Origin of the sequence: Polyangium spumosum, from assembly GCF_009649845.1 — a bacterium.
In the GTDB taxonomy this organism is placed as follows: domain Bacteria; phylum Myxococcota_A; class Polyangia; order Polyangiales; family Polyangiaceae; genus Polyangium; species Polyangium spumosum.
This window is the reverse complement of the sequence record NZ_WJIE01000007.1, coordinates 415,512-434,395: the sequence shown is the minus strand read 5'-3', so window position 1 is coordinate 434,395 and position 18,884 is coordinate 415,512. Positions and strand designations below refer to the sequence as shown.

Here is an 18,884-nt window from a genome sequence, read left to right as displayed (position 1 = left end):
ATTCTAGGGCCGCCCTCGCGCCGGGTTCAAGGCTCCCGTGTCAGGGCTCTTTTTTCCGGATGATGACGAAGTTCACGCGGCGGTTCTGCTGCCGGCCCTCCTTCGACTCGTTCGAGCCGAGCGGCATCGAGGCGCCGTACCCCTTGGCCACGAGCTTCTCGGGCGGGATGCCGCGCTTGATGAGCCAGGCGCGCACCGAGTCGGCGCGGCTCTGCGAGAGGATCATGTTGTACTCGTCCGGGCCCATCGCGTCGGCGTGGCCCTGGATCTCGATGAGCTCGATCTCGGGGTGCTCGAGGATGGCGTCGCGGACCTCGTGCAAGAGCTCGTCGCTCACCGGATCCACCGTCTGGTACAGGCTCGATTGCCCGAACCGGAAGCGGATCTGCCGCAGGATGACGATCTCTTTTTTGGTGACCTCGACCTTCGGGCAGCCGTTGAGCTTCGCCTCCGCGTCGGGTCTCCCAGGCTCGTCCGGGCAGGCGTCGGTCGTGTCCGGGACCGTGTCGCCGTCGCGATCGGGCGGGCATCCGTGTTTCTTCGGGTCGTCACTCGCCACGCCGGCATCCTTGGGGCAGGCGTCCACGGCGTCGCGGATGCCGTCGGCGTCGGCGTCGGGCGGGCAGCCGTTTTTCTTGGGGTCGTCGTTCTTCAGGCCCGGCTCGTTCGGGCAGGCGTCGTTCGGGTCGACGATGAAGTCACCGTCCGTGTCGGGCGGCGGGCCCTTCTTCTTGGGCTCGGCCTTCGGGCCGGGGTCGTCGTCCTTCCTGGCGGGTTTGGCCAAAGGCTCGTAGCCGATGCTGCCCACCGCGAGGAAGACGGGCGTGCCGTAGCCCTGCGTGAGGCCGGGGCCCGCGGCGGCGCCGACGACGAGGAAGGGCAACGGGCGGAGTTTGGCGCCAAGGAGGAGCTCGGCCGAGACGGCCGACGCGGTGCGGATGCGCGTGTCCGGCGTGTCGAGGAGGATCTCCCGCGCGAAGGGCGTGGAGAGGGAGAGCTCGGGGCCGAGCTGGAAGAAGTCCTCGCCGAAGACGACGGCGGCGCCGGCGCGCGCGTCGAAGGTGTGCGGGCGCGCCGAGGCGCGCAAGGTGGTGCCGAGCGAGGCGCTGTACAGGAAACGATCGACGCGGCCGCCGAGGACGAGGTGTGGCTCGCCGCGGACCGCGCCCTCGGCCGCATACCCAGCCGGGCCCGTGGGCGCGACGAGATGACCGCCGAGGCCGATCTGGAAGGCGCCACGATCCTCGCCGAAGAGCCGCACACGCGCGCCGAGGCGAAGGTCGCCGACCTCGGCCGACTGCGGCGAGGGGAACGTCACGCCCGCGACGGTGGGGCTGTCGCCGCCTTGCGTGAGCGCGAAGGGCATGTCGAGCGAGACGAGCAGCCGATCCCAGAGCGCGAGCGAGGCGTTGAGGTGGAGGAAGGTCTGCTGCGAGACGATGGCGGCCCGGCTCTCGCCGTCCTGGATCGAGAGCGGGTTCAGGCCGAAGTCGACGACCGCCTTGGCGCGAGGCACGAGGTGGCCCGAGGCGCCGGGGGAGGGCACGCCGAAGAGGGCGTCCCCCGCGGCGGAGGGCTGGAACCGCTCGAGGGCGCCCACCTCCTGCGCGGACGAGGGGCGCGCGAGCAGGAAGATCGCGGCCGCGGTCAGGATCGACCGAGTCCGCCCCAGGCGATCGAGGCGCATGCGGGCAGAAAACCGCGACCACGCGGGGACGTCAAGTTACGCGGCGGACTCCGGGCTTTCGTGACGACGACCCGGCGGAGTACAACGCAGGCCCATGACGCGCCAAACCGAAGCCCGCGCGACGTACGCGGCCTTCCTGGTGATCGTGGGCCTCGGGGCGGCGCTCCGGATCCTGTGGAACGACGTCGCGTCGTACGGGGTCGGCGACGAGGCGGCTTACGTCGCCGGGGCGCGTTTCCTCGAGCAGGAGGGGCTCTCCGCGTACCCGCGGCTCGTGCAGGCGCACCTCGAGCGCGCGGACCTCGCGGATTCGCCGACGCCACTGCGCTTCGGGTACTTCGTGATGGCCACGCTCGCGTGCTCGGCCGAGGCGCCGTGTGACGGCCGCGCGCTCGCGTGGCTGTCGACGATCGCGGGGATCGTGTCGATCGTCCTCACGTACCTGCTCGGCGCGCGCCTCGTGGGCCCGCGCGTCGGGCTCGTGGCCGCCGCGCTGACGGCGATCTCGCCCCTGCAGCTCGCGCTCTCGCGCCGCGCGCTCCAGGACGAGGTGTATTGCGCCGCGTTCCTCGCCGCGACGTGGGCCCTCGTCAGGCTCTTGCAGGACGAACACGAGGAGCTCCGCGCGCGCGCGGGCCCGATGGCGCTCTTCGCCCTGCTCGCGACGTTCGCCTTCGCCGTGAAGGAGGCGTTCGTCTTTCCGTACGCGGGCCTCGTGGCCGCGACCGCGCTCGTCACGCGCGCGCGCCTCCGCCGCGCCGATGCCTTGCTCTTTCTCGCACCGCCGGCCCTCTTTTTCGCCGGCTTCGTCCTGATCGGCCGTGACGCCTCCGCCTTCGTGGCGCTGCTGCGCCTCACGCAGGCCTCGTTCTTCAGCGACTACGGCGTCCAGTACCAGAGCGGCCCGCCGCACCGGCCCCTCTTCGACCTCTTCGTGCTCGCGCCGATCGTCTGCGTGCTCGTGATCGTCGCGCTCGCGCGCCTGGTCGAGCGTCCTCGCGAGGATCGTGGCGCGCTCTGGCTCGCGGCGCTGCTCTTCGTTTGCCTCGCCGCGTTCGCCGGGCTGCCCAAGAACCTGCGTTTCCTCGTGGTCCTCGATCCGATCCTGCGCCTGCTCGCCGCGTGGTCGCTCGTCACGTTCCCCTGGGGCGGACGCGCGCCGGGGCCGCGGTTTGCAACGCTCGGGGTGATGACGTGCGCCGCGGTCGAGCTCGCCCTCTTCCACGAGACGTTCATCACGTTTCACACCTATGATCCCACGACGTACGACGTCCTCCGCGCGCTCGGCGCCCTGCCGGGGCCGGCCGCGCGCGCGGGCTCGAGCGTGTTCCCGCTCGTCTTTTTCGGGGCGCTCGGGGCCCTCTTCGTGGGGCTCGTCATCCGGAGGAAGGTCGCCGTGACGGAAGCCGAGAAACACGCAAAAACGACGGACGAGAAGGCCACCACGCGGGCGCCACGCGAGGCGAGCGGGCCGAGCTTCGTGCTCGTCTGGCTCGCGGCCGCCGTGGTCGTCGTCGTGGCGATCTTCGTCGCCTGGAAATCGTCGAGCCCGCCCGAAAAACCGGGCAGGACAGGCGCCGCGACCGCTCCCGCGATCCCGCGGCCCGCCGCCACACGAGAGCCGACGAACGCGGCGCCGGATCCGATGAACCTCGGGCTCGAAGCGTTGTACACGCGCGGCGATCCCGTGCTCGCGGCGGCGCGGTTCCGCGAGGTGCTCGCGCAGAACCCGGAGCATTACGGCGCCACGTTCCAGCTCGCGACGGCGCTCGAACAGGCGGGGGACACGCGCGGCGCGCGGCCGCTCTGGGCGAAGATGATCACGATGGCCGAGGCGATCGGCGACACGAAGACGGCCGAACACGCCCGCGCCCGCGTCGCCGCGATCGACGAGAGCCAGCAAGGGCTCTCGCTCTCCGATCCGACGGACTCGATGCAGCTCGGCCTCGACGCGCTCTACAAGAGGAAAAACCCGGATGCCGCGGCGGCGCACTTCCGCGCCGTCCTCGCGCACCACCCGGATCACTACGGCGCGACGTTCCAGCTCGCGACCGCGCTCGACATGGCCGGCAAGCCGGACGAGGCGCAGGCGCTCTGGCTCCGGATGCTCGGCCTGGCCGAGAAGATCGGCGACACGAAGACCGCCTCCGCCGCGCGGGCGCGCCTCGCGAAGAAGCCTTGAGCGCCGACCTCAGCTCGTCGCGACGCTCGACACGTCGCTCTTCGCGGCCTCGACGATCTCCTGCGCGTACCTCGCGATCTGCGCCTCGTCCTCGCCCTCGACCATCACGCGCAGCTTCGGCTCGGTGCCGCTCCAGCGCACGAGCACGCGGCCCTTGCCGCCGAGCGTCTTCTCCACCCGGTCGACGACGAGGCGCATCGTCTCCATCGACTCGAGCGGCAAGCGCCGCACGAACGTGGCGTTCTCCAGCACCTGCGGCACGCGCTGCATCGCCTGCGAGGCGAGCTCCGAGAGAGGCTTGCCCGACTCGAGCATGATCGCGAGGACCTGCAGCGCAGCCACGATGCCGTCGCCCGTGGTCGCGTGGTCGAGGAAGATGAGGTGCCCCGACTGCTCGCCGCCGAAGCTGTAGCCGCCGGCGCGCATGGCCTCGACGACGTACCTGTCGCCGACCGCGGTGCGCTCGACGCGGCCGCCCTCGGCGGCGAGCGCGCGCTCGAGGCCGAGGTTCGACATCACGGTGCTGACCACGGTCCCACGCGGCAGCTTGCCCTGGCGAAGCAGGCGGAGCGCGACGAGCGCCATGATCGCGTCGCCGTCGACGATCTGGCCCTTCTCGTCGACCATGATCACGCGGTCGGCGTCGCCGTCGAGCGCGATGCCGAGCGCCGCGCCCTTGCGCACGACCTCGGAGGCCACGTGATCGGGGTGCAAGGCGCCGCAGTCGCGGTTGATGTTGCGGCCGTTCGGCTTCACGCCGAGCGGGATGACGTCCGCGCCGAGCTCGCTGAAGACGAGCGGCGCGACCTTGTAGGCGGCGCCATGCGCGGCGTCGCAGACGAGCTTCACGCCGTCGAGCGAGAGCTGCGCGGGGAACGTGTTCTTGCAGAAGACCACGTACCTGCCGCGCGCGTCTTCGAGGCGCATCGCGTCGCCGATCGCCGCGCCCGTCACGCGGAGCGCGTCGAGCTCGTGGCCCTCCATGAGCCGCTCGATCTGGGCCTCCTCGGCGTCGGGCAGCTTGAAGCCGTCGGGGCCGAAGATCTTGATGCCGTTGTCGCCGTACGGGTTGTGGCTCGCGCTGATCACGACGCCGGCGTCGGCGCGCATGCTGCGCGTGAGCTGCGCGACGGCGGGCGTGGGGATCGGCCCGCTCAGCATGACGTGTCCGCCCATCGCGCAGATGCCCGAGGCGAGCGCGGTCTCGAACATGTAGCCGCTGAGGCGCGTGTCCTTGCCGATGACGACACGCACCTTGCGGCCCTTGCCGCGCCGCGCGACGAACGCGATGGCGCGGCCGAGACGCAACGCCATCTCGGGCGTCATGGGCGGTTCGTTTGCGGTCCCACGAACTCCATCCGTGCCGAAGAGCTTTCGTCCGCTGCTCTTGGTCAAAGGCCCTTGCTCCTTCTGCTTGGTCGACTTCGTCCCGGCCACGCCGCCACGCTAGCCGCGGAAGGGGCCGTGCGTCAGCCCAATGTTTTGGGCACACGACGACCCTTCGGCCTCGGCGACGGGCTTCGGGAAGTTGGATGTTGTCCGGGCCTTCCGGTTGTCCCGGTTCTGGAGGAATTTCGAGGGGCTCATCGTGTGGCGCTCCGCTCCGCCCGATCCGCGGCGCGCCGCACGGCCACGCGGCCGACGACGTACCCGATCGTGAAGATGTGCCACGGCCGGAGCCCGCTCGCCTCGCCGCGATAGACGGGTTTCACCGGCACCTCGTGGATTCGATAGCCGCGCCGCGCCAGCGTCCCGATCAGATCGTTCGGGTATCCATATCGCGCCCACATCCCCTCGCGGAGCAGGCATTCCATCGCCGCTCTGCCGATCGCCGTGTAACCGCACTGGCTATCCGAGAGCGACGAGAGCCCCGCCGCGCGTCGTGTCATCCAGGCGAGCGCCGAGGTGCCGAGCAGCCGGTGGAGCGGCATGTCCCGGAAGACCGAGGGGTGGCGCAGGCGGTCGCCTTTGACGTAATCGGCCTCCCCGCGCGCCACGGGGCCAACCACGGTGGGCAGGTCGAGCGGGTCCATCTGCCCGTCGCCGGCCATCACGGCCGCGACGTCGGCGGAGAGCGCCTGCGCCTCGTGATAACCGGTCAGGATGGCCGCGCCGACGCCGCGGTTCTCCGCGTGCCGGACGAGCACGAGCCGCTCGTCTCCCGCGGCGCGCGCGGCGGCCGAGGTCTCGTCGTCGCTCGCGTCGTCGACGACCACGACGTGGTCCACGAACGCCGGCACGCGCCGGACCGTGTCGGCGATCCGCTCCTCTTCTCGAAACGCCGGGATCACCACGGCGATACGCGCACCGGAGAACACGAGGGCACGCCTTAGCGAAATTGCGCCCTGACTTCAACCCGCGCAGGTCACACCCTCTGCGCCGCTTCGACGATGCCGTCGCGCAGCCAGCGGTGGGCGGGGTCGTGGTGGCGGCGCTCGTGCCAGAGCAGCGTGGCGGTGAAGCCCTGCACGCAGAGGGGCAGGGGGACATGCTTGAGGCCGGGCGAGCGGGCCGTGAGGGCGGCGCACAACCTCCGGGGCACCGTCAGCACCAGGTCCGTGCCGAGGATGAAGTCGGCGGCGAGCCAGAAGTGGGGCAGGGACACCGCCACGGTGCGCGACAGGCCCTGTTCCGCGAGGGCGGCGTCCACCGCGCCCGTGCCGACGCCTTTCACGCTGAGCTGGGCGTGGGGCAGCGACGCGAAGCCGGCAGGGGTCCAGTTTCGGTGTGCGGCGCGGTTGTTCTTGTCGGCGATGCAGACGAACTCGTCCGTGAAGAGCTTGCGCTGATAGATGCCGCTCAGGGGGCGGGAACCCGTGCCGATGCCGAGGTCGAGCTCGTCCGTGGCCAGGGTCTCCGCCCGTCGTGCGCCCCAGTTCTGAAGCTCCACGTGGAGGCCGGGCGCTTCCGCGCGGAGCCGCCGCACGACGGCGGGCATGACGAGGCCCGCGACGAAGTCGGTGCAGGCGACGCGCAGTCGAGCCACGGCGCTCCCCGGGACGAACACCGCTTCCTGCCCCAATCTGCGCACGCTGGTGATGGCGTCCGCCAGAGGCCCTCGCAGGGCCGCGGCTCTGGAGGTCGCGACCATGCGATTGCCCGTGCGCACGAGCAGCGGATCGTCGAACACGAGGCGCACCTGCGCGAGCAGTTGGCTCAGGGTGGGTTGGGTGAGCCCGAGCTCCCGCGCGGCTGCGGAGACGCTCTGGTGGCGGAGCAGGGCTTCGAGGGCGACGAGCTTGTTGAGGTCCAGGGAGTCCAGCGCAGGGGCGCTCATGGGGTCATGATATTCGGAAAGTGAATGACTGGAATCGGCGTGATGCGATGGGCGCATGACCCGGGACCGCCTAGGTTCTCGGGCATGTTCAACCTCGGTTTTCATCTCGGTCGTCACCTGGGGCGCGAGCTCCTCCAGATCGTCTCGCGCGCAGGCGCGACCCTCGCCGGCGCGTTGCTCGTCATCGGTTGCACCGGCCCGTCGAAGACGGCGAACACGACGCCCGCCCTGCGCGTGTACGTGCTCGAGTGCGGGAACGTCACGATCAACGACCTCTCGCTGCTCACCCCCGGCGAAGACGAAGGGACGGCAAAGAAGCTGACGAACAGTTGCTTCCTCATCGATCATCCCAAGGGAAAGCTGTTGTGGGACACGGGCATCGACGATCGCCTCGGGCCGGAGCCGGTGACGGTCTTCAACGGCGGATTCGATCTGTCGGTGACGAAGCCGCTGCTGCCCCAGCTCGAAGAGATCGGCGTCACGCCCGACGAGGTCGACTTTCTCGCCCTGTCCCATTTCCACGACGACCACAGCGGGAACGCCAATCACTTCGGCGGGGCGACGCTCCTCATCCAGCGCGCCGAGTTCGACGCCGCCTTCGGTCCGAACCCGGAGCTCTACGGCTTCGACGCCAAGAGCTACGCGGAGCTGAGCGCCGAGAGAGCGCGGGTGCTCGAGGGCGAACACGACGTGTTCGGGGACGGCCGCGTGCGCATCTTGCCCGCGCCCGGGCACTCCCCGGGGCATCAGGTGCTGTTCATCGAGCTGGAGCAGACGGGCCCCGTCGTGCTCTCCGGGGACCTCTACCACTTCACGGGTGCCCGCGAGCGGCGCACGGTGCCGAGCTTCAACGCCGACGAGGCGGCGACGCGCGCTTCGATGATGGCCATCGAGTCGTTCCTCGAAGCGCGGGGAGCCACCCTCTGGATCCAGCACGACTTCGAGCAGATCTCGTCCCTGCGCCACGCGCCGGCGTACTACGACTGAGACGGATTCACCGGACCGACCGGAGCCCCCACGTCGGCAGACAAAACAAAACCGGGCGACCCGAAGGCCGCCCGGCTGATTTTGCTGGGCGTCAGCCCAGTCTCAGACGAGGGGGGTCTCCCAGTCGTCCTCGGCCGTGATGCCGCCCTCGGTCCACGTCCAGATGATCTTCTGGTACGTGAACGAGATCTCCTCGTACTCGGCGTACTTCATGAGATCGGGGTTCCGGTTGTTCGGCATGCGGAAGTTGATCGACGCGATGTTCGCGTTGATCAGGCGCACCGTGTAGTGGTTCACCTCGGTGCCCACGCCCTGCTGCGCCTTCACCTGCGGCGTGTAGTGCTTGAGCTCCCACTCCGAGATGTTCTCGTTGTTGACGAGCGAGCTGTAGAGCAGCGGCGACGCCTTATCGAGCTCCTTCGTCACGACGAAGGGCTTGTGCATGCGCTTGCCGGTCGGCAGGCCGCTGGCCGGATCGCGGGGGCTCACGATCTCGTGCGAGACCGCGATGACCATGATGCTGTTCTCGCGACCCTTCTGGGTCACGGAGCCCTTGATCTCGCCTTGCTTCTGCCCCTTCAGCCGAAGATACGCATTGAGAGCCATGGTGCTAACCTCTTCCGTTTGGTCGCGCCGTCCCCTGGACTCAGTCTACGCCTTATTGCGCGCTGGCAGATGACGGCCTCCCAGTCCGAACTCGGAGATCCGAGACCTCCGCGTACGGTCGTTCGGCTTTCTCTCGTTTCCGCGTCGGCGTCAAGCGTCTTCTGCGGGTCGGAGAAACAAGCCGTTCGAGGGGAATTCCGCTGCAGGCTTCGTGCCATAGCAGGATCCGCCAAAAGACACAGCGACGCCGCAAGGATACGGTGTCGTTGCGCGAGAATGGGCGGGGGGTGGGGCAAAGCGCCTGGATCCACGAGGCCCCACGGTGGGGGAACGACGATCCAGGATGCGGCGCGTCAGGAGCGGTATTTGCGTCCGCCGGCGAGCTGGTCAGCGTAGGCGACGAGGTCCTGCTCTTTCTTGAGCAGCGCCCCGAGGAAGGGCAGCGCTTGTTCGAGCTTCACCTCGTCGATCCCGGCCTTGCGGAGCGCGGCGATCCAGTCGATGAGCTCGCTCGTGGAGGGGCGCTTGCGCAGCCGCGACATGTTGCGAATCTCGTAGAAGACCGCGAGCACCTGATCGACGAGCGCCCGCGAGAGCTCCGGGTGGTGCACGTTCACGATCTGCCGCATGAACTCGCGGTCCGGGAAATCGATGAAGTGGAAGACGCAGCGGCGCAGGAAGGCGTCCGGCAGCTCCTTCTCGTTGTTGCTCGTGATGATCACGACGGGCCGCTCCTTCGCCACGTACTCGTCACCCGTCTCGACGACGCGGAAGCGCATGCGATCGAGCTCGTGGAGCAGGTCGTTCGGGAACTCGAGATCGGCCTTGTCGATCTCGTCGATGAGCAGGATCACGCGTCTCTCGGAGGCGAGCGCGCGGCCGAGGGGGCCGAGCTTGATGTAGCGGCGGATGTCGCGCACGTCGCCGTCGCCGAAGCGCGAGTCGTAGAGGCGCTGCACCGTGTCGTAGACGTAGAGCCCGTCCTGCGCCCGCGTCGTGCTCTTCACGTGCCACGGGATGAGCTCGGTCTCGAGCGTCTGGGCGATCGCCTCGGCGAGCAGCGTCTTGCCCGTCCCGGGCTCGCCCTTCACGAGCAGGGGGCGCTCGAGCGCGAGGGCGCAGTTCACGGCGGCCTCGAGGGCGTCGTTCGTGAGATAACCTAGCGTGCCGCGGAAACGGCGAAACTCCGTCATGGGCGGGAAGCTAGCACGGGAGAAACCCCCGCGGGGCGCGCCGTTTGCGGCGGCGCGCAAGCTCTGCGCTCACGTGCCCGCCCGATCGAGCTCCATCGCGAACGTGGGATAATCGAGCGGCTTCGTGAAGATCCGCGGCTCCGGATCGAATCCCTTGGCGTGCGCCGCGACGATCTGCGGATACCCGGTCACCACGAAAATGGGGAGCTGGGGGTTGCACGAGCGCGCGTACTTCGCCACGGCGATGCCGTCGGCGTGCGGCAGTTGCAGGTCCGTCACGAGGACGTCGGGCGCAGGGGCGCGCGAGAGCCTGCCGATGGCGACGGCGCCGTCGTGGGCCAGCTCGACGTCGAATCCGTCCTCGCGGAGCATCCGCACGAAGACACGCGCCGAGCGGATGTCGTCGTCCACCAGAAGGACCAATCGCCGCGGCTGCTGCTTCGTCTTCACGGCACGAGGTACCTACAAACCCCGTGCCAGCGAGATCCTTTTGAGGTCCGAGGGTTCAGCCCGCGCCCTTTTTCTCTTTTTCCTTCGCCGAAACGCCGTACTCGTGCAGTCGGTACTGAATGGTGCGTACGCTGATGTCGAGCATCTCCGCGGCCTTCGTCGTGGAGCCGCTCGTCGCGTCGAGCGTGGCGAGGATCGCGAACCGCTCGATCTCGGCCATCGTGGCGCCGGGGATCCGCACGGCGCCCTTGGGCAACGGGGCCACGTCGATCGGCAGGTCCTCCTCGTCGATCTTCGAGCCCTCGCAGAGCACCACCGCGCGCTCGATCGCGTTCTCCAGCTCGCGCACGTTGCCCGGCCAGCGATGGGCGAGGATCTTGGCGCGCGCGCGGTCGCTCCAGCCGTCGATACGTTTCTTGTTCTCCACCGCGAAGCGCCGGAGGAAATGGTCGGCGAGCAGGAGCACGTCGCTGCCGCGCAATCGCAGCGGCGGCATCTCGACGTGCACGACGTTCAGCCGGTAGTAGAGGTCCTCGCGGAAACGGCCCTCGTGCACGTCCTTCGCGAGGTCACGGTTCGTCGCGGCGATCAGGCGGACGTCGACCTCGACCGGCTCGTTGCCGCCGACCCGCTCGAACGTGCGCTCCTGCAGGACCCGCAGCAGCTTGACCTGCGTCGCCGGGGGGATCTCGCCGACCTCGTCGAGGAACAAGGTGCCGCCGTTCGCCTGCTCGAACCGGCCCACGCGGCGTTTGTCCGCGCCGGTGAAGGCGCCCCGCTCGTGGCCGAAGAGCTCGCTCTCGAGCAGGCTCTCGGCGAGCGCGGCGCAATGCAGCGTGATGAACGGTCCATTCACGCGTGGGCTCTTCTTGTGGATCGCCCTCGCGAGCTCGCCCTTGCCCGTGCCGCTCTCGCCCGTGATGAGCACCGTCGCGCGCGCGGGCGCGACCTGCTTGGCGACGCGGTAGACCTTCTGCAGCGCCGCGCTCGACCCGATGAGGCCCTCGAACCCTTCGCCCTCGCGCTCGCGGAGCTGGCGGCGCAGCTCCTCGGCCTCGGCCTTGAGGTTCGTCCGCTCGATCGCGCGCTCGATCGAGAGCGTGAGCGCGTCGAAATCGACGGGCTTCGTGAGGTAGTCGTCGGCGCCGGAGCGCATGGCCTGCACCGCGGTCGAGACCTCGCCGAACGCGGTCACCATGATCACGGGCACGCTCGGGTACATGGCGCGTAGCTTCTGCAAGAGCTCGAGCCCGTCCATCCTCGGCATCTTGAGGTCCGTCACCACCACGTCCGGCGGACGATCACTCGCGATCTGCAGCGCCGTCGGCCCGTCGGGCGCGACGTCGACCGCGTAACCCTCCTGCCGGAGGAGCTTCTCGAGCCCGGAGCGGGCGCTCGCCTCGTCGTCGACGACGAGCACGCGTGCCCTGGGTTTGCCCGCGATTTTCGTATCCGTCATGCGCTACCTCGAGGGAGGATGTTCCCCGCGCTCCCCTCGGGCTCGGCCGCGCCGAGACGCACGGGGAGTGCGACACGGAATACCGTCCTGCCGGGGTGGCTGTCGACGTCGATCGTACCGCCGTGATCGGTGACGATGCGGTGGACGATGGCCAGGCCGAGGCCGGTGCCCTCGGGCTTCGTCGAGAAGAACGGGTCGAAGATCGGGGCGTCGGGGCTCGTGAGGCCCGGCCCGTCGTCCTCGACCTCGAGGACGACGTCCCGCGGCCTGCGCCGCGCCCGCAGGGTGACGGTGCCGCCGCCCGTGGGCTCGAGCGCCTCGACCGCGTTGTGCAGGAGGTTCAGGAGGACCTGCTGGATCTTCGGCATGTCGAGGTCGAGGACGAGCTCGGTCGCCGGCAGCTCGAGGTGCAGGGTCGCGCCGGTGTCGCGGGCGCGGGCCTCGACGAGCTTGGCGGCGCGCTCGCAGACGGCCAGGAGCGAGGTGGGGCGGAGGTCGAGGGGCTTCGGCCGCGCGAAATCGAGGAACTCGCTGACGAGCTTGCCGAGGCGCTTGATCTCCTCGCCCACGATGTGGACGGCCTCGAGCTGCTCGGCGTCGGCGCCGCCCTTGCGCAGGCCGCGCTCGAGGAAGGTGACGTGGAGCTGCGCGCCGTTCAGCGGGTTTCGGATCTCGTGCGCGAGGCCCGCGGCGAGCGTGCCCACGGCCGCGAGCTTCTCGTTCTGGCGGAGCCGCGCGGCGAGCGCGTTCTCGTCGGTCGTGTCGCGCCCGAACGCGAAGAGGACGATGTCGTCGTCGTCGCCCGGCGCATACGCGAGCTGAAAGCGCACGTCGCGGATCTTGCCCGCGCGGGTGCGGACCGCGGTCTCGACGTCCGCGAGGGCCTCGTGACCTTCGTGGTCGTCGCGGCCACGAAGCAGCGCTTGCAAGAGCCCCGCTTGCTCCTCGCGCGGGCCCTCGGGCAGGAGGGCCTCGTGGAAGAGCGCGCCGATGACCTCCTCGCGGCCGAGGCCAGTGACGCGCTCGGCCTCGCGGTTGAAGAGGCGGATCCTGCCTTCGCGATCGAGGCCCACGACGAGCACGCGGGCGAGCTCGACGGCGCTGACGTAGCGGTGCTCGGTGCGGCGCAGGGCGAGGTCGACCTCGGCGCGCGCGAGCCGCTCGCGGGCCTGGGTGCGGGCGACGAAATGGTCGCGGTAGCTCTCCAGCATGACCGCGAGCTCGATATCGAGGGCGCGGTCGAGGGCCTCGCGGCAGGGGCGGGCGAGGTCGCCCATGGTGTCGTCGACGACGCGGAGGAGCGCGACGCGGATGAGCGCCATGGCGGCGAACATGTAACGCTGCGGCAGGCCAATCTGGACGTGGATGCGGCCGATGACGCGGGTCTTCTGGAAATACGCCTCGTCGTGCGGACCGGCGCAGAGCCGATCCATCCACTGGACCATGGTGCCCTGGAGCCGCTTGATCTGCGGCTCGCCGGTGAAGACGTCGTGGGCGTCCGCGTGCTCGCGAATGCGGTCGTAAAAGGCGGTGGCGATCCGCTCGAAATGCGGGGCCGCGAGGGGCCGGAGGGCGCGGAGCAGGCGCGCGTCTTCCTCGCCGAATCGCACGTACCGCAGGAGCTCCTGGACCAGGGTCTCGTTATTGTCATCGCCGGAAGAAGCGTCCATCACGAGCTCTCGGGGGGGGCCACGTTGCCCTCGATCCCGTCCTCGAGCAAGGGAACGTCCGCGCCGAACCAGCCGACCCGGCAAGCGCGGCGGCGCAGAATCTGCGCCTCGGATGCAAGGGGTGCATCGCTCTCCCCTGGCGGCTCGTTCTTGTCGCTGTCGGGCGTGTCGGGCTGGGGGATGCAGACGAGGTACCGGTCGCGGATGGAGAGGCCGGTGCACGCCGCGCAGAGGGTGCAGCGATCGACATGGACCTCGTTGCCGCGACGAGGGCAATTTACGAGCAGTTCCTTGCCGCCGGTGCCAACGACGCGGATCGGGAGGCGGTGGATGTCGGTGATGGAGGCGCGAGGCGGAGGTTTGCTGCTCGCCATGATGGAGGCGGGCGTCATGCAACCGGCGGGCCTGGGGCGGATGACGCCGGCCGCTCACCGACGCTCTCGCTCGTCGAGGGGGGGCGGTGAGGGGACGAGGGCGGGGACGAGCGAGGCGCGGAAGCGGGGAGGGCGCGGGGTTCGACCTCGGACAGGGTACGTCCGAGGCCCCTGCCTTTTGTCTTGCCCGACCCGTTCGTCCCCCTGATAGATAGGGCCAGACCTCATCCGAGGAGGGGATTCCAGATGAGACGAGGGGATTTCTTCGTCGCGGCGCTCGTCGTCGCGGCGCCGGGCGTCGTGTTGCCTGGGTGTGCGTGGTGGTCGGGGGAAAACGAAGAGCGGGGCCGTATGTGCGCGGCTCCAGTCGAGGGGAGTGAATACTGTGTTTCGTCGGGGGACGGCCCTGGACGCGCCTGGCTCCAGGCGGCGGCGAATGGATCGAGGCCCATCGAGATGTGGGCCGAGCCTCCGGAAGGGATGACGCTCGATACGCTCACTTCGAGCCCCGCCGAGATGGAGAAGTGGCTCGGGGACATCGACGAAACGCTCGGATACGTGCGCGAGATGCAGCGATGCGCCGAGTCCTACCGGGCGAGCATGGCGGGCCGCGTGCGGGAGCGGCTCGTGTCGGCGCGGATCGGTCAAAACCAGTTTCTCGAGCAGACACCGGTGGACGCGGTGGGGTTGTTCGAGGCGGCGCTCGTGTCGAAGGCGAACGCAGAGAAGGAGCCACTCGTCGCGGAGATCGCGGCGGACAAGCTCTCGATGGGCGCGGTGCAGGCGGTCCTGGACCAGGTGACGCTCGAGGTCGGGCCGCTCTCGGCGGCGTATGCGACCCTCGTTGCCGATTTCGAGGCGTATCGGGGGACCGAGCCTGCGGAGAGTGAGGCGTATACGAAGTTCGCAGCGGACGCGTCGAAGGCGGCGCTCGTGGAGCTCGACGGGATCGAGCAATCATTGCTGAAGACGGCGCAAGGCGCGAGCGCAGCGCCGCAGGAGATGGTGCTGCGGGCGATGAAACTCTCGGCCGAGGTGGCGCAATTCGAGGTCAGCTCACAGGAGGCGCTCGCGCCGCACGCCGATTTCATGACCGCGCATGACGCGCCGAACCCGGACATGACGAGTAGCGCGCAACGCTCGATCCACGCGATGCTCGGGTATGTCGAGCGGCGTATTCGCCGGAGTGATCGGGCGGCGATCTCGCTGCTCTTCGGCATCACGATGCGCAGACAAGCGCTCCAGTTGCTCGGCGAGAGTGAAGCCGTGCGGGCGCAGGTCGTGGAGGCGAAGGTCACGAAGGCGGAGGCGACGTTTCACGAGAGCGCCGAGGCGCAGGTGCTCGCATTCGAGAAGGCGCCGCCGCTCGGGGTGAAGCTGTCGATTCCGTATCTCGCGAAACGATACGACGAGGTCACGGCTTTTCTGCAGATGCGCCCGCTCTGCGAGTTGCCCTCGACGTCGTGGCGCGAGAAGGGCTGCGCGGCGATGCGCCCCCATTTCAAGGCAGCGGCGACGTACCGCGCGACGACGTTGCCGGGGCTCGTCCAGACGGGGATCACGACGATGAAGGCGCAAGGCGTGGGCGGCGTGTTGCTCGACGCGGCGAGCGCGAAGCTCGCCGCGGGGGACGTGAAGGGGGCTGCCGTTTTGCATGATGCCGCGCTCCGCGGCGCGGAGGGGACATGAGACGATTGTTTGCTTTGTGGTTCGTGGTGCTCGTGTTCTTCGCGCCTGCGAGCGCGTGGGCGGGGACGCCGTACATCATTCATTGGGAGTGGGCCCATACGGCCCATTCCTGCGGCGACGCGAGGCTCGCGAATGACGGGGACGCGGGGTTCCGGGTCAACCAGACGCCGATCCCGACGTTCGAGGTCCCCGGGGCGTACGTGTCGATTCCGGATGGCCCACGGAGCAACATCGCGGAGGCGCCGTTCGACTCCGTGCTCATGCGCATGGGCGCGAATGAGTTCACCTTCAGCGTGCAGAGCTCCTCGGGCAACGACGCCTGCGTCCAGGCGCTGGACGTCGTGACCCTCGTCGCGCCCACGATCGATCTCCAGAAGCCGCTGTTCCTCGTCCGGCGCGACGGGGTCGCCTTCAACGGCAGCACGCAGGTCGGCTTCACGCTCTCCGAGATCAACCCGCCGCTCGCGCAGGACATCGCCATCCTGGAGGTCGAGATCGCGGCCGAACGGAAGTGGCTGCTCGAGAATGCCTCGAAGGCGGCGGACCTCGCGGAGCGGCTCGATCTGCTCCAGCAGCTCGACATGGAGCTGCATGATCTCGTTTCGAGGCCACTCGACGAGATCAGCGCGGTCGACCTCGACGCCATTCTGAAGCGATACGAAGGGGTCATCGACGATGCGACGCGGGCCGCGCTGAAGCAGCTCCTCGCGGACCTGAAGAAGAGCGTGCAGGACTTGAAGGACGAGCTCGCGAGCTTGCTCGACCATTTCGGCGCGCAGGCGGATGATGTCGTGGATCTCGTGACCGGCGAAGCACGTGCGGCGGGGTTTTCGCCGGACGATCCCAACGAGTACGGGTTATCGCCGTCGCAGACGCCGTGGGTCGAGGTGCCCGATGTCTCGGGTGTCGCGGGTGCATTTGATCCGGGCAAGGATCCTTATGCGGCGTATGCGGACGCGGTGATCGCGGCGCTGTCGGAGGACGTGCTGGGCAATGTGGTCGTAAAGCGCGCGGACTTCGTGACACACGTGCGGGCGTGGCGCGCGAACATGGCGGCGATCGAGAAAGCGCTGCTCGCGCGGATGAGCGTGTCGCAGGCGGAGACGGCGGCGTTCCTGAATGCGCAGATCCGGGTCACGAACTACGTGAAGCAGTTCATGGACGCGTCGGATTGGTTCCTGGATTCGCCGGTGCCGGCGGATCTGCGGGCGCAGGTGGACGGGGTCCTGCGAACGGCTTTTGGCCCGCTGGCCGAGGAGATGAAGGACAACCTCAACCAGTGGGACGGCTTCACGCTGAACCTCGAAGAGACCCAGCTCGTGGAGACGATCCGCGCGTTCGCGGGGGCGGTCTCGTTCGCCGGGGACAAGTTCGGGGCCTATGCGGAGGTGATGAAGACGCTGGTGCACGCGACGACGCGGATCGGCATTGGATTCGTGCCGTATGTGGGACCGGCGCTCGACCTTTGCGAGGCGGTGACGGGGAAGCGGTTCTGTTTGCCCGGCGGCGAGGAGCTGACGGACGAGGAGCGCATTGGCTCCGCGGTGGGCTTCGGGTTCGGGCAGATCACCAAGGCTTGGGCGGGGATCAAGGCGGTCGGGGTCAAGCCGGGGGCGAAGGTCGTCGCGGCTGGCGTGCTGAGCCTCGGGGAGGAGTTTGCCCAGGCGCTCAGGGCGAGTAAGATCGACCAGTGGAAGGGCCTGCGCCATGCCGTCACGAAGCTGCCGATGGATGACTTCGAGAAGAAGGCGGGGCTCTACTTGATGAAGAACGAAGGACGGGCGATGCTTGGGGTGGGCGATGACGGGGTGCGGTCGGCGATTGGGATCCCGAAGGGAGGAAACGGCGTCCCTGAAGGTGTCGCCCAAGCACCGGACTTCCTCACGGTGACGAAGCAGAACCTGCTGGTGGTGAGCGAGGTGAAGGGCGGTGACAAGCAGGTGCAGGTTGGAACGGCGGTCAAACAACTGACGAACGGCATGAAGAAGCTCAAGGAATTGCACCTCGAAGGCGACGTCACGCGTATCGAGCTCATCGTGAAGAAGGGAGCGAAGTTGGACAATCCAGACTATGGGGTCGTCGAGGGCGTCCTCGTCAAGTTCTCCGACGGCCCGAAGCTCATCGAGGGCCACGTCATTTGGGTGATCGAGCTATGAGCGAATCAGGCCCCTTCTTTTATGCGTGGTGCGACCAAACGGTCAGGGCCGACGCCTTCGTGGCGGCCCTGGCCGCGCTCGGTGGTGACGTCCTCGCCGTGTATTTGGAGGGGCGTGGTGGCGATGAGGGCCACGAGTATATTTCGCTCGAGGAGGCGCGGAGGCTCGTGCGGGCCCACCTCGGCAAGGAGATGGCGCAGGCGTCGTTTTATGTGGGCAGGCCTTTCCGCGTAGGACGGTGGACCTGCAATCTGAGCGTCGAGATTCGCGAGGAGGCGTATAAGGTCGTCGTGTACCACACCCCGATGAGCCTATCCGGGGGTGATCGCGATGAATTCTTTCATCGTCGCGAGCCGCACCGTCTCGGAATGGGGCCGCGCTCCACGTCGGTCGAGGCGGCGGCCATGGCGATCGACACGGAAGGCGATGTGGAGGATCTTCTCCTCGGCCTCTGCGCGCCGGACGCAGGGCTCGTCACGTTCGGAGCGTGCGCCGATTGGTGGCCGTGGCGTGCGCCGCTGGAGAGCAACGCGACGTACCACGCCAATGCCGCGGCCATCGCGCGTGACCTTGCCCTCTCGTGGGTCCACGTCCACGACGGGTACAAGATCGGGTATATCGCAGGGCTCTCCTTGGACGAGCTCGCCGCGCGCGTCGAAGCCGCTCCCGAAGGCGCGCGTATCGGGATCGCGACCTTGGTCGACGGGGTAGGGATGCACGGCAAGGATGATGATGAGGCGAGCTTGGATGACCCCAGGCGCCGCTACTTCTCCCCGCTGGCACGCAAGGGGGCGCGCCCCATCGGACCCGGTGACGAGGTGCTGACCCGCGAGCAGGTCGTGCGCGCCATTGCGACGCCGCCGAATACGCTACTCGACGCCCTCGAAGCGTCGGCGGCAGCCTTGCGCGACGACGAATGGCGCGCGGCCGAGCCGCTCGCCCGGAAGGCGATCCATGCGAGGACGGAGGGGGCGCCCACGCGGGAGATCACTGTCACCGAGAGACACGAGCGCTTCATCGAGCACCACGCCCCCTACCACGTCCGCCGCCTCCCGAACGGCGGCGTCCTCCTCGCGACCCACCCTTACCGCACGTTATGGCCCCTCTGGGCCGACGCGCTGAATCTGCTGGGCATCCGCCCGTAGATACGCTCC

15 protein-coding genes are annotated in these 18,884 nt (G+C 68.8%); 5 read left to right on the top strand and 10 right to left on the bottom strand.

Annotated elements, in window-relative coordinates:
• Nucleotides 1-40 precede the first annotated feature (40 nt).
• The gene (locus tag GF068_RS25985; RefSeq protein WP_153822135.1) at nt 41-1,687 is read right to left on the bottom strand and encodes an OmpA family protein; all 1,647 of its coding nucleotides are present in this window, start codon (nt 1,685-1,687) and stop codon (nt 41-43) included.
• A 94-nt stretch (nt 1,688-1,781) separates the two neighbouring features.
• Here GF068_RS25985 and GF068_RS25980 point away from each other — a divergent pair, with 94 nt between their 5' ends.
• Nucleotides 1,782-3,869, top strand: a complete 2,088-nt coding sequence (locus GF068_RS25980) for a tetratricopeptide repeat protein (RefSeq protein WP_153822134.1) — start codon at nt 1,782-1,784, stop codon at nt 3,867-3,869.
• Nucleotides 3,870-3,878: 9 nt separating this feature from the next.
• On the opposite strand, the gene glmM is transcribed toward GF068_RS25980, so the two are convergent.
• The 3 genes from glmM to GF068_RS25965 form a co-directional block, all read right to left on the bottom strand.
• Entirely contained in the window at nt 3,879-5,306 is a 1,428-nt protein-coding gene (gene glmM / locus GF068_RS25975) for a phosphoglucosamine mutase (RefSeq protein ID WP_338046575.1), read from the bottom strand.
• A gap of 146 nt (nt 5,307-5,452) precedes the next feature.
• Complete coding sequence (locus GF068_RS25970; protein WP_338046574.1) at nt 5,453-6,187, bottom strand: glycosyltransferase family 2 protein; 735 nt, start codon at nt 6,185-6,187, stop codon at nt 5,453-5,455.
• Between the two features lie 47 nt (nt 6,188-6,234).
• Nucleotides 6,235-7,146, bottom strand: a complete 912-nt coding sequence (locus tag GF068_RS25965; RefSeq protein ID WP_170319675.1) for a LysR family transcriptional regulator — start codon at nt 7,144-7,146, stop codon at nt 6,235-6,237.
• Nucleotides 7,147-7,230: 84 nt separating this feature from the next.
• Between GF068_RS25965 and GF068_RS25960 the strand changes: the two genes are divergently transcribed.
• Nucleotides 7,231-8,133: an N-acyl homoserine lactonase family protein gene (locus GF068_RS25960; RefSeq protein WP_170319674.1), complete on the top strand. Its 903-nt coding sequence runs from the start codon at nt 7,231-7,233 to the stop codon at nt 8,131-8,133.
• A gap of 102 nt (nt 8,134-8,235) precedes the next feature.
• Here the strand turns inward: GF068_RS25960 and GF068_RS25955 are convergent, their stop codons facing one another.
• The 6 genes from GF068_RS25955 to GF068_RS25930 all read right to left on the bottom strand — a co-directional run bounded on the left by GF068_RS25955 (nt 8,236) and on the right by GF068_RS25930 (nt 13,903).
• Nucleotides 8,236-8,739, bottom strand: a complete 504-nt coding sequence (locus tag GF068_RS25955; RefSeq protein WP_153822131.1) for an Hcp family type VI secretion system effector — start codon at nt 8,737-8,739, stop codon at nt 8,236-8,238.
• A 353-nt stretch (nt 8,740-9,092) separates the two neighbouring features.
• A complete protein-coding gene (locus GF068_RS25950) occupies nt 9,093-9,932 on the bottom strand; it encodes an AAA family ATPase (protein ID WP_153822130.1) in 840 nt (279 codons plus the stop codon).
• A gap of 69 nt (nt 9,933-10,001) precedes the next feature.
• On the bottom strand, nt 10,002-10,382 hold the full coding sequence (locus tag GF068_RS25945; protein ID WP_153822129.1) for a response regulator: 381 nt from the start codon (nt 10,380-10,382) through the stop codon (nt 10,002-10,004).
• Between the two features lie 55 nt (nt 10,383-10,437).
• Nucleotides 10,438-11,841 carry a sigma-54-dependent transcriptional regulator gene (locus tag GF068_RS25940; protein WP_153822128.1) on the bottom strand — a complete coding sequence of 468 codons (1,404 nt, stop codon included), beginning with the start codon at nt 11,839-11,841 and terminating at the stop codon, nt 10,438-10,440.
• Nucleotides 11,838-13,511 (bottom strand): protoglobin domain-containing protein, encoded by a 1,674-nt coding sequence (locus GF068_RS25935; RefSeq protein WP_153822127.1) that lies wholly within the window; start codon nt 13,509-13,511, stop codon nt 11,838-11,840. The genes GF068_RS25940 and GF068_RS25935 overlap by 4 nt, the downstream gene beginning before the upstream one ends.
• On the bottom strand, nt 13,511-13,903 hold the full coding sequence (locus GF068_RS25930; RefSeq protein WP_153822126.1) for a hypothetical protein: 393 nt from the start codon (nt 13,901-13,903) through the stop codon (nt 13,511-13,513). Before GF068_RS25930 ends, GF068_RS25935 begins: the two co-directional genes overlap by 1 nt.
• Nucleotides 13,904-14,131: 228 nt before the next feature.
• Here GF068_RS25930 and GF068_RS25925 point away from each other — a divergent pair, with 228 nt between their 5' ends.
• Genes GF068_RS25925 through GF068_RS25915 form a run of 3 tightly spaced genes read left to right on the top strand, consistent with a single transcriptional unit; the run spans nt 14,132 to nt 18,875 of the window.
• Nucleotides 14,132-15,574, top strand: coding sequence for a hypothetical protein (locus GF068_RS25925; RefSeq protein WP_153822125.1), 1,443 nt, complete (start codon nt 14,132-14,134; stop codon nt 15,572-15,574).
• Nucleotides 15,571-17,730 carry a hypothetical protein gene (locus tag GF068_RS45400; protein ID WP_240807391.1) on the top strand — a complete coding sequence of 720 codons (2,160 nt, stop codon included), beginning with the start codon at nt 15,571-15,573 and terminating at the stop codon, nt 17,728-17,730. The genes GF068_RS25925 and GF068_RS45400 overlap by 4 nt, the downstream gene beginning before the upstream one ends.
• Nucleotides 17,727-18,875: an amino acid kinase family protein gene (locus GF068_RS25915; protein ID WP_153822124.1), complete on the top strand. Its 1,149-nt coding sequence runs from the start codon at nt 17,727-17,729 to the stop codon at nt 18,873-18,875. The genes GF068_RS45400 and GF068_RS25915 overlap by 4 nt, the downstream gene beginning before the upstream one ends.
• Nucleotides 18,876-18,884 lie beyond the last annotated feature (9 nt).

Bases quoted from the DNA above. Each gene is read 5' to 3' on its own strand.
- GF068_RS25950 (WP_153822130.1), bottom strand. From the start codon at position 9,932: ATGACGGAGTTTCGCCGTTTCCGCGGCACGCTAGGTTATCTCACGAAC.
- GF068_RS25965 (WP_170319675.1), bottom strand. From the start codon at position 7,146: ATGAGCGCCCCTGCGCTGGACTCCCTGGACCTCAACAAGCTCGTCGCC.
- GF068_RS25960 (WP_170319674.1), top strand. From the start codon at position 7,231: ATGTTCAACCTCGGTTTTCATCTCGGTCGTCACCTGGGGCGCGAGCTC.
- GF068_RS25930 (WP_153822126.1), bottom strand. From the start codon at position 13,903: ATGACGCCCGCCTCCATCATGGCGAGCAGCAAACCTCCGCCTCGCGCC.
- GF068_RS25980 (WP_153822134.1), top strand. From the start codon at position 1,782: ATGACGCGCCAAACCGAAGCCCGCGCGACGTACGCGGCCTTCCTGGTG.
- GF068_RS25955 (WP_153822131.1), bottom strand. From the start codon at position 8,739: ATGGCTCTCAATGCGTATCTTCGGCTGAAGGGGCAGAAGCAAGGCGAG.
- GF068_RS25985 (WP_153822135.1), bottom strand. From the start codon at position 1,687: ATGCGCCTCGATCGCCTGGGGCGGACTCGGTCGATCCTGACCGCGGCC.
- GF068_RS25940 (WP_153822128.1), bottom strand. From the start codon at position 11,841: ATGACGGATACGAAAATCGCGGGCAAACCCAGGGCACGCGTGCTCGTC.
- GF068_RS45400 (WP_240807391.1), top strand. From the start codon at position 15,571: ATGAGACGATTGTTTGCTTTGTGGTTCGTGGTGCTCGTGTTCTTCGCG.
- GF068_RS25935 (WP_153822127.1), bottom strand. From the start codon at position 13,511: ATGGACGCTTCTTCCGGCGATGACAATAACGAGACCCTGGTCCAGGAG.
- GF068_RS25925 (WP_153822125.1), top strand. From the start codon at position 14,132: ATGAGACGAGGGGATTTCTTCGTCGCGGCGCTCGTCGTCGCGGCGCCG.
- GF068_RS25915 (WP_153822124.1), top strand. From the start codon at position 17,727: ATGAGCGAATCAGGCCCCTTCTTTTATGCGTGGTGCGACCAAACGGTC.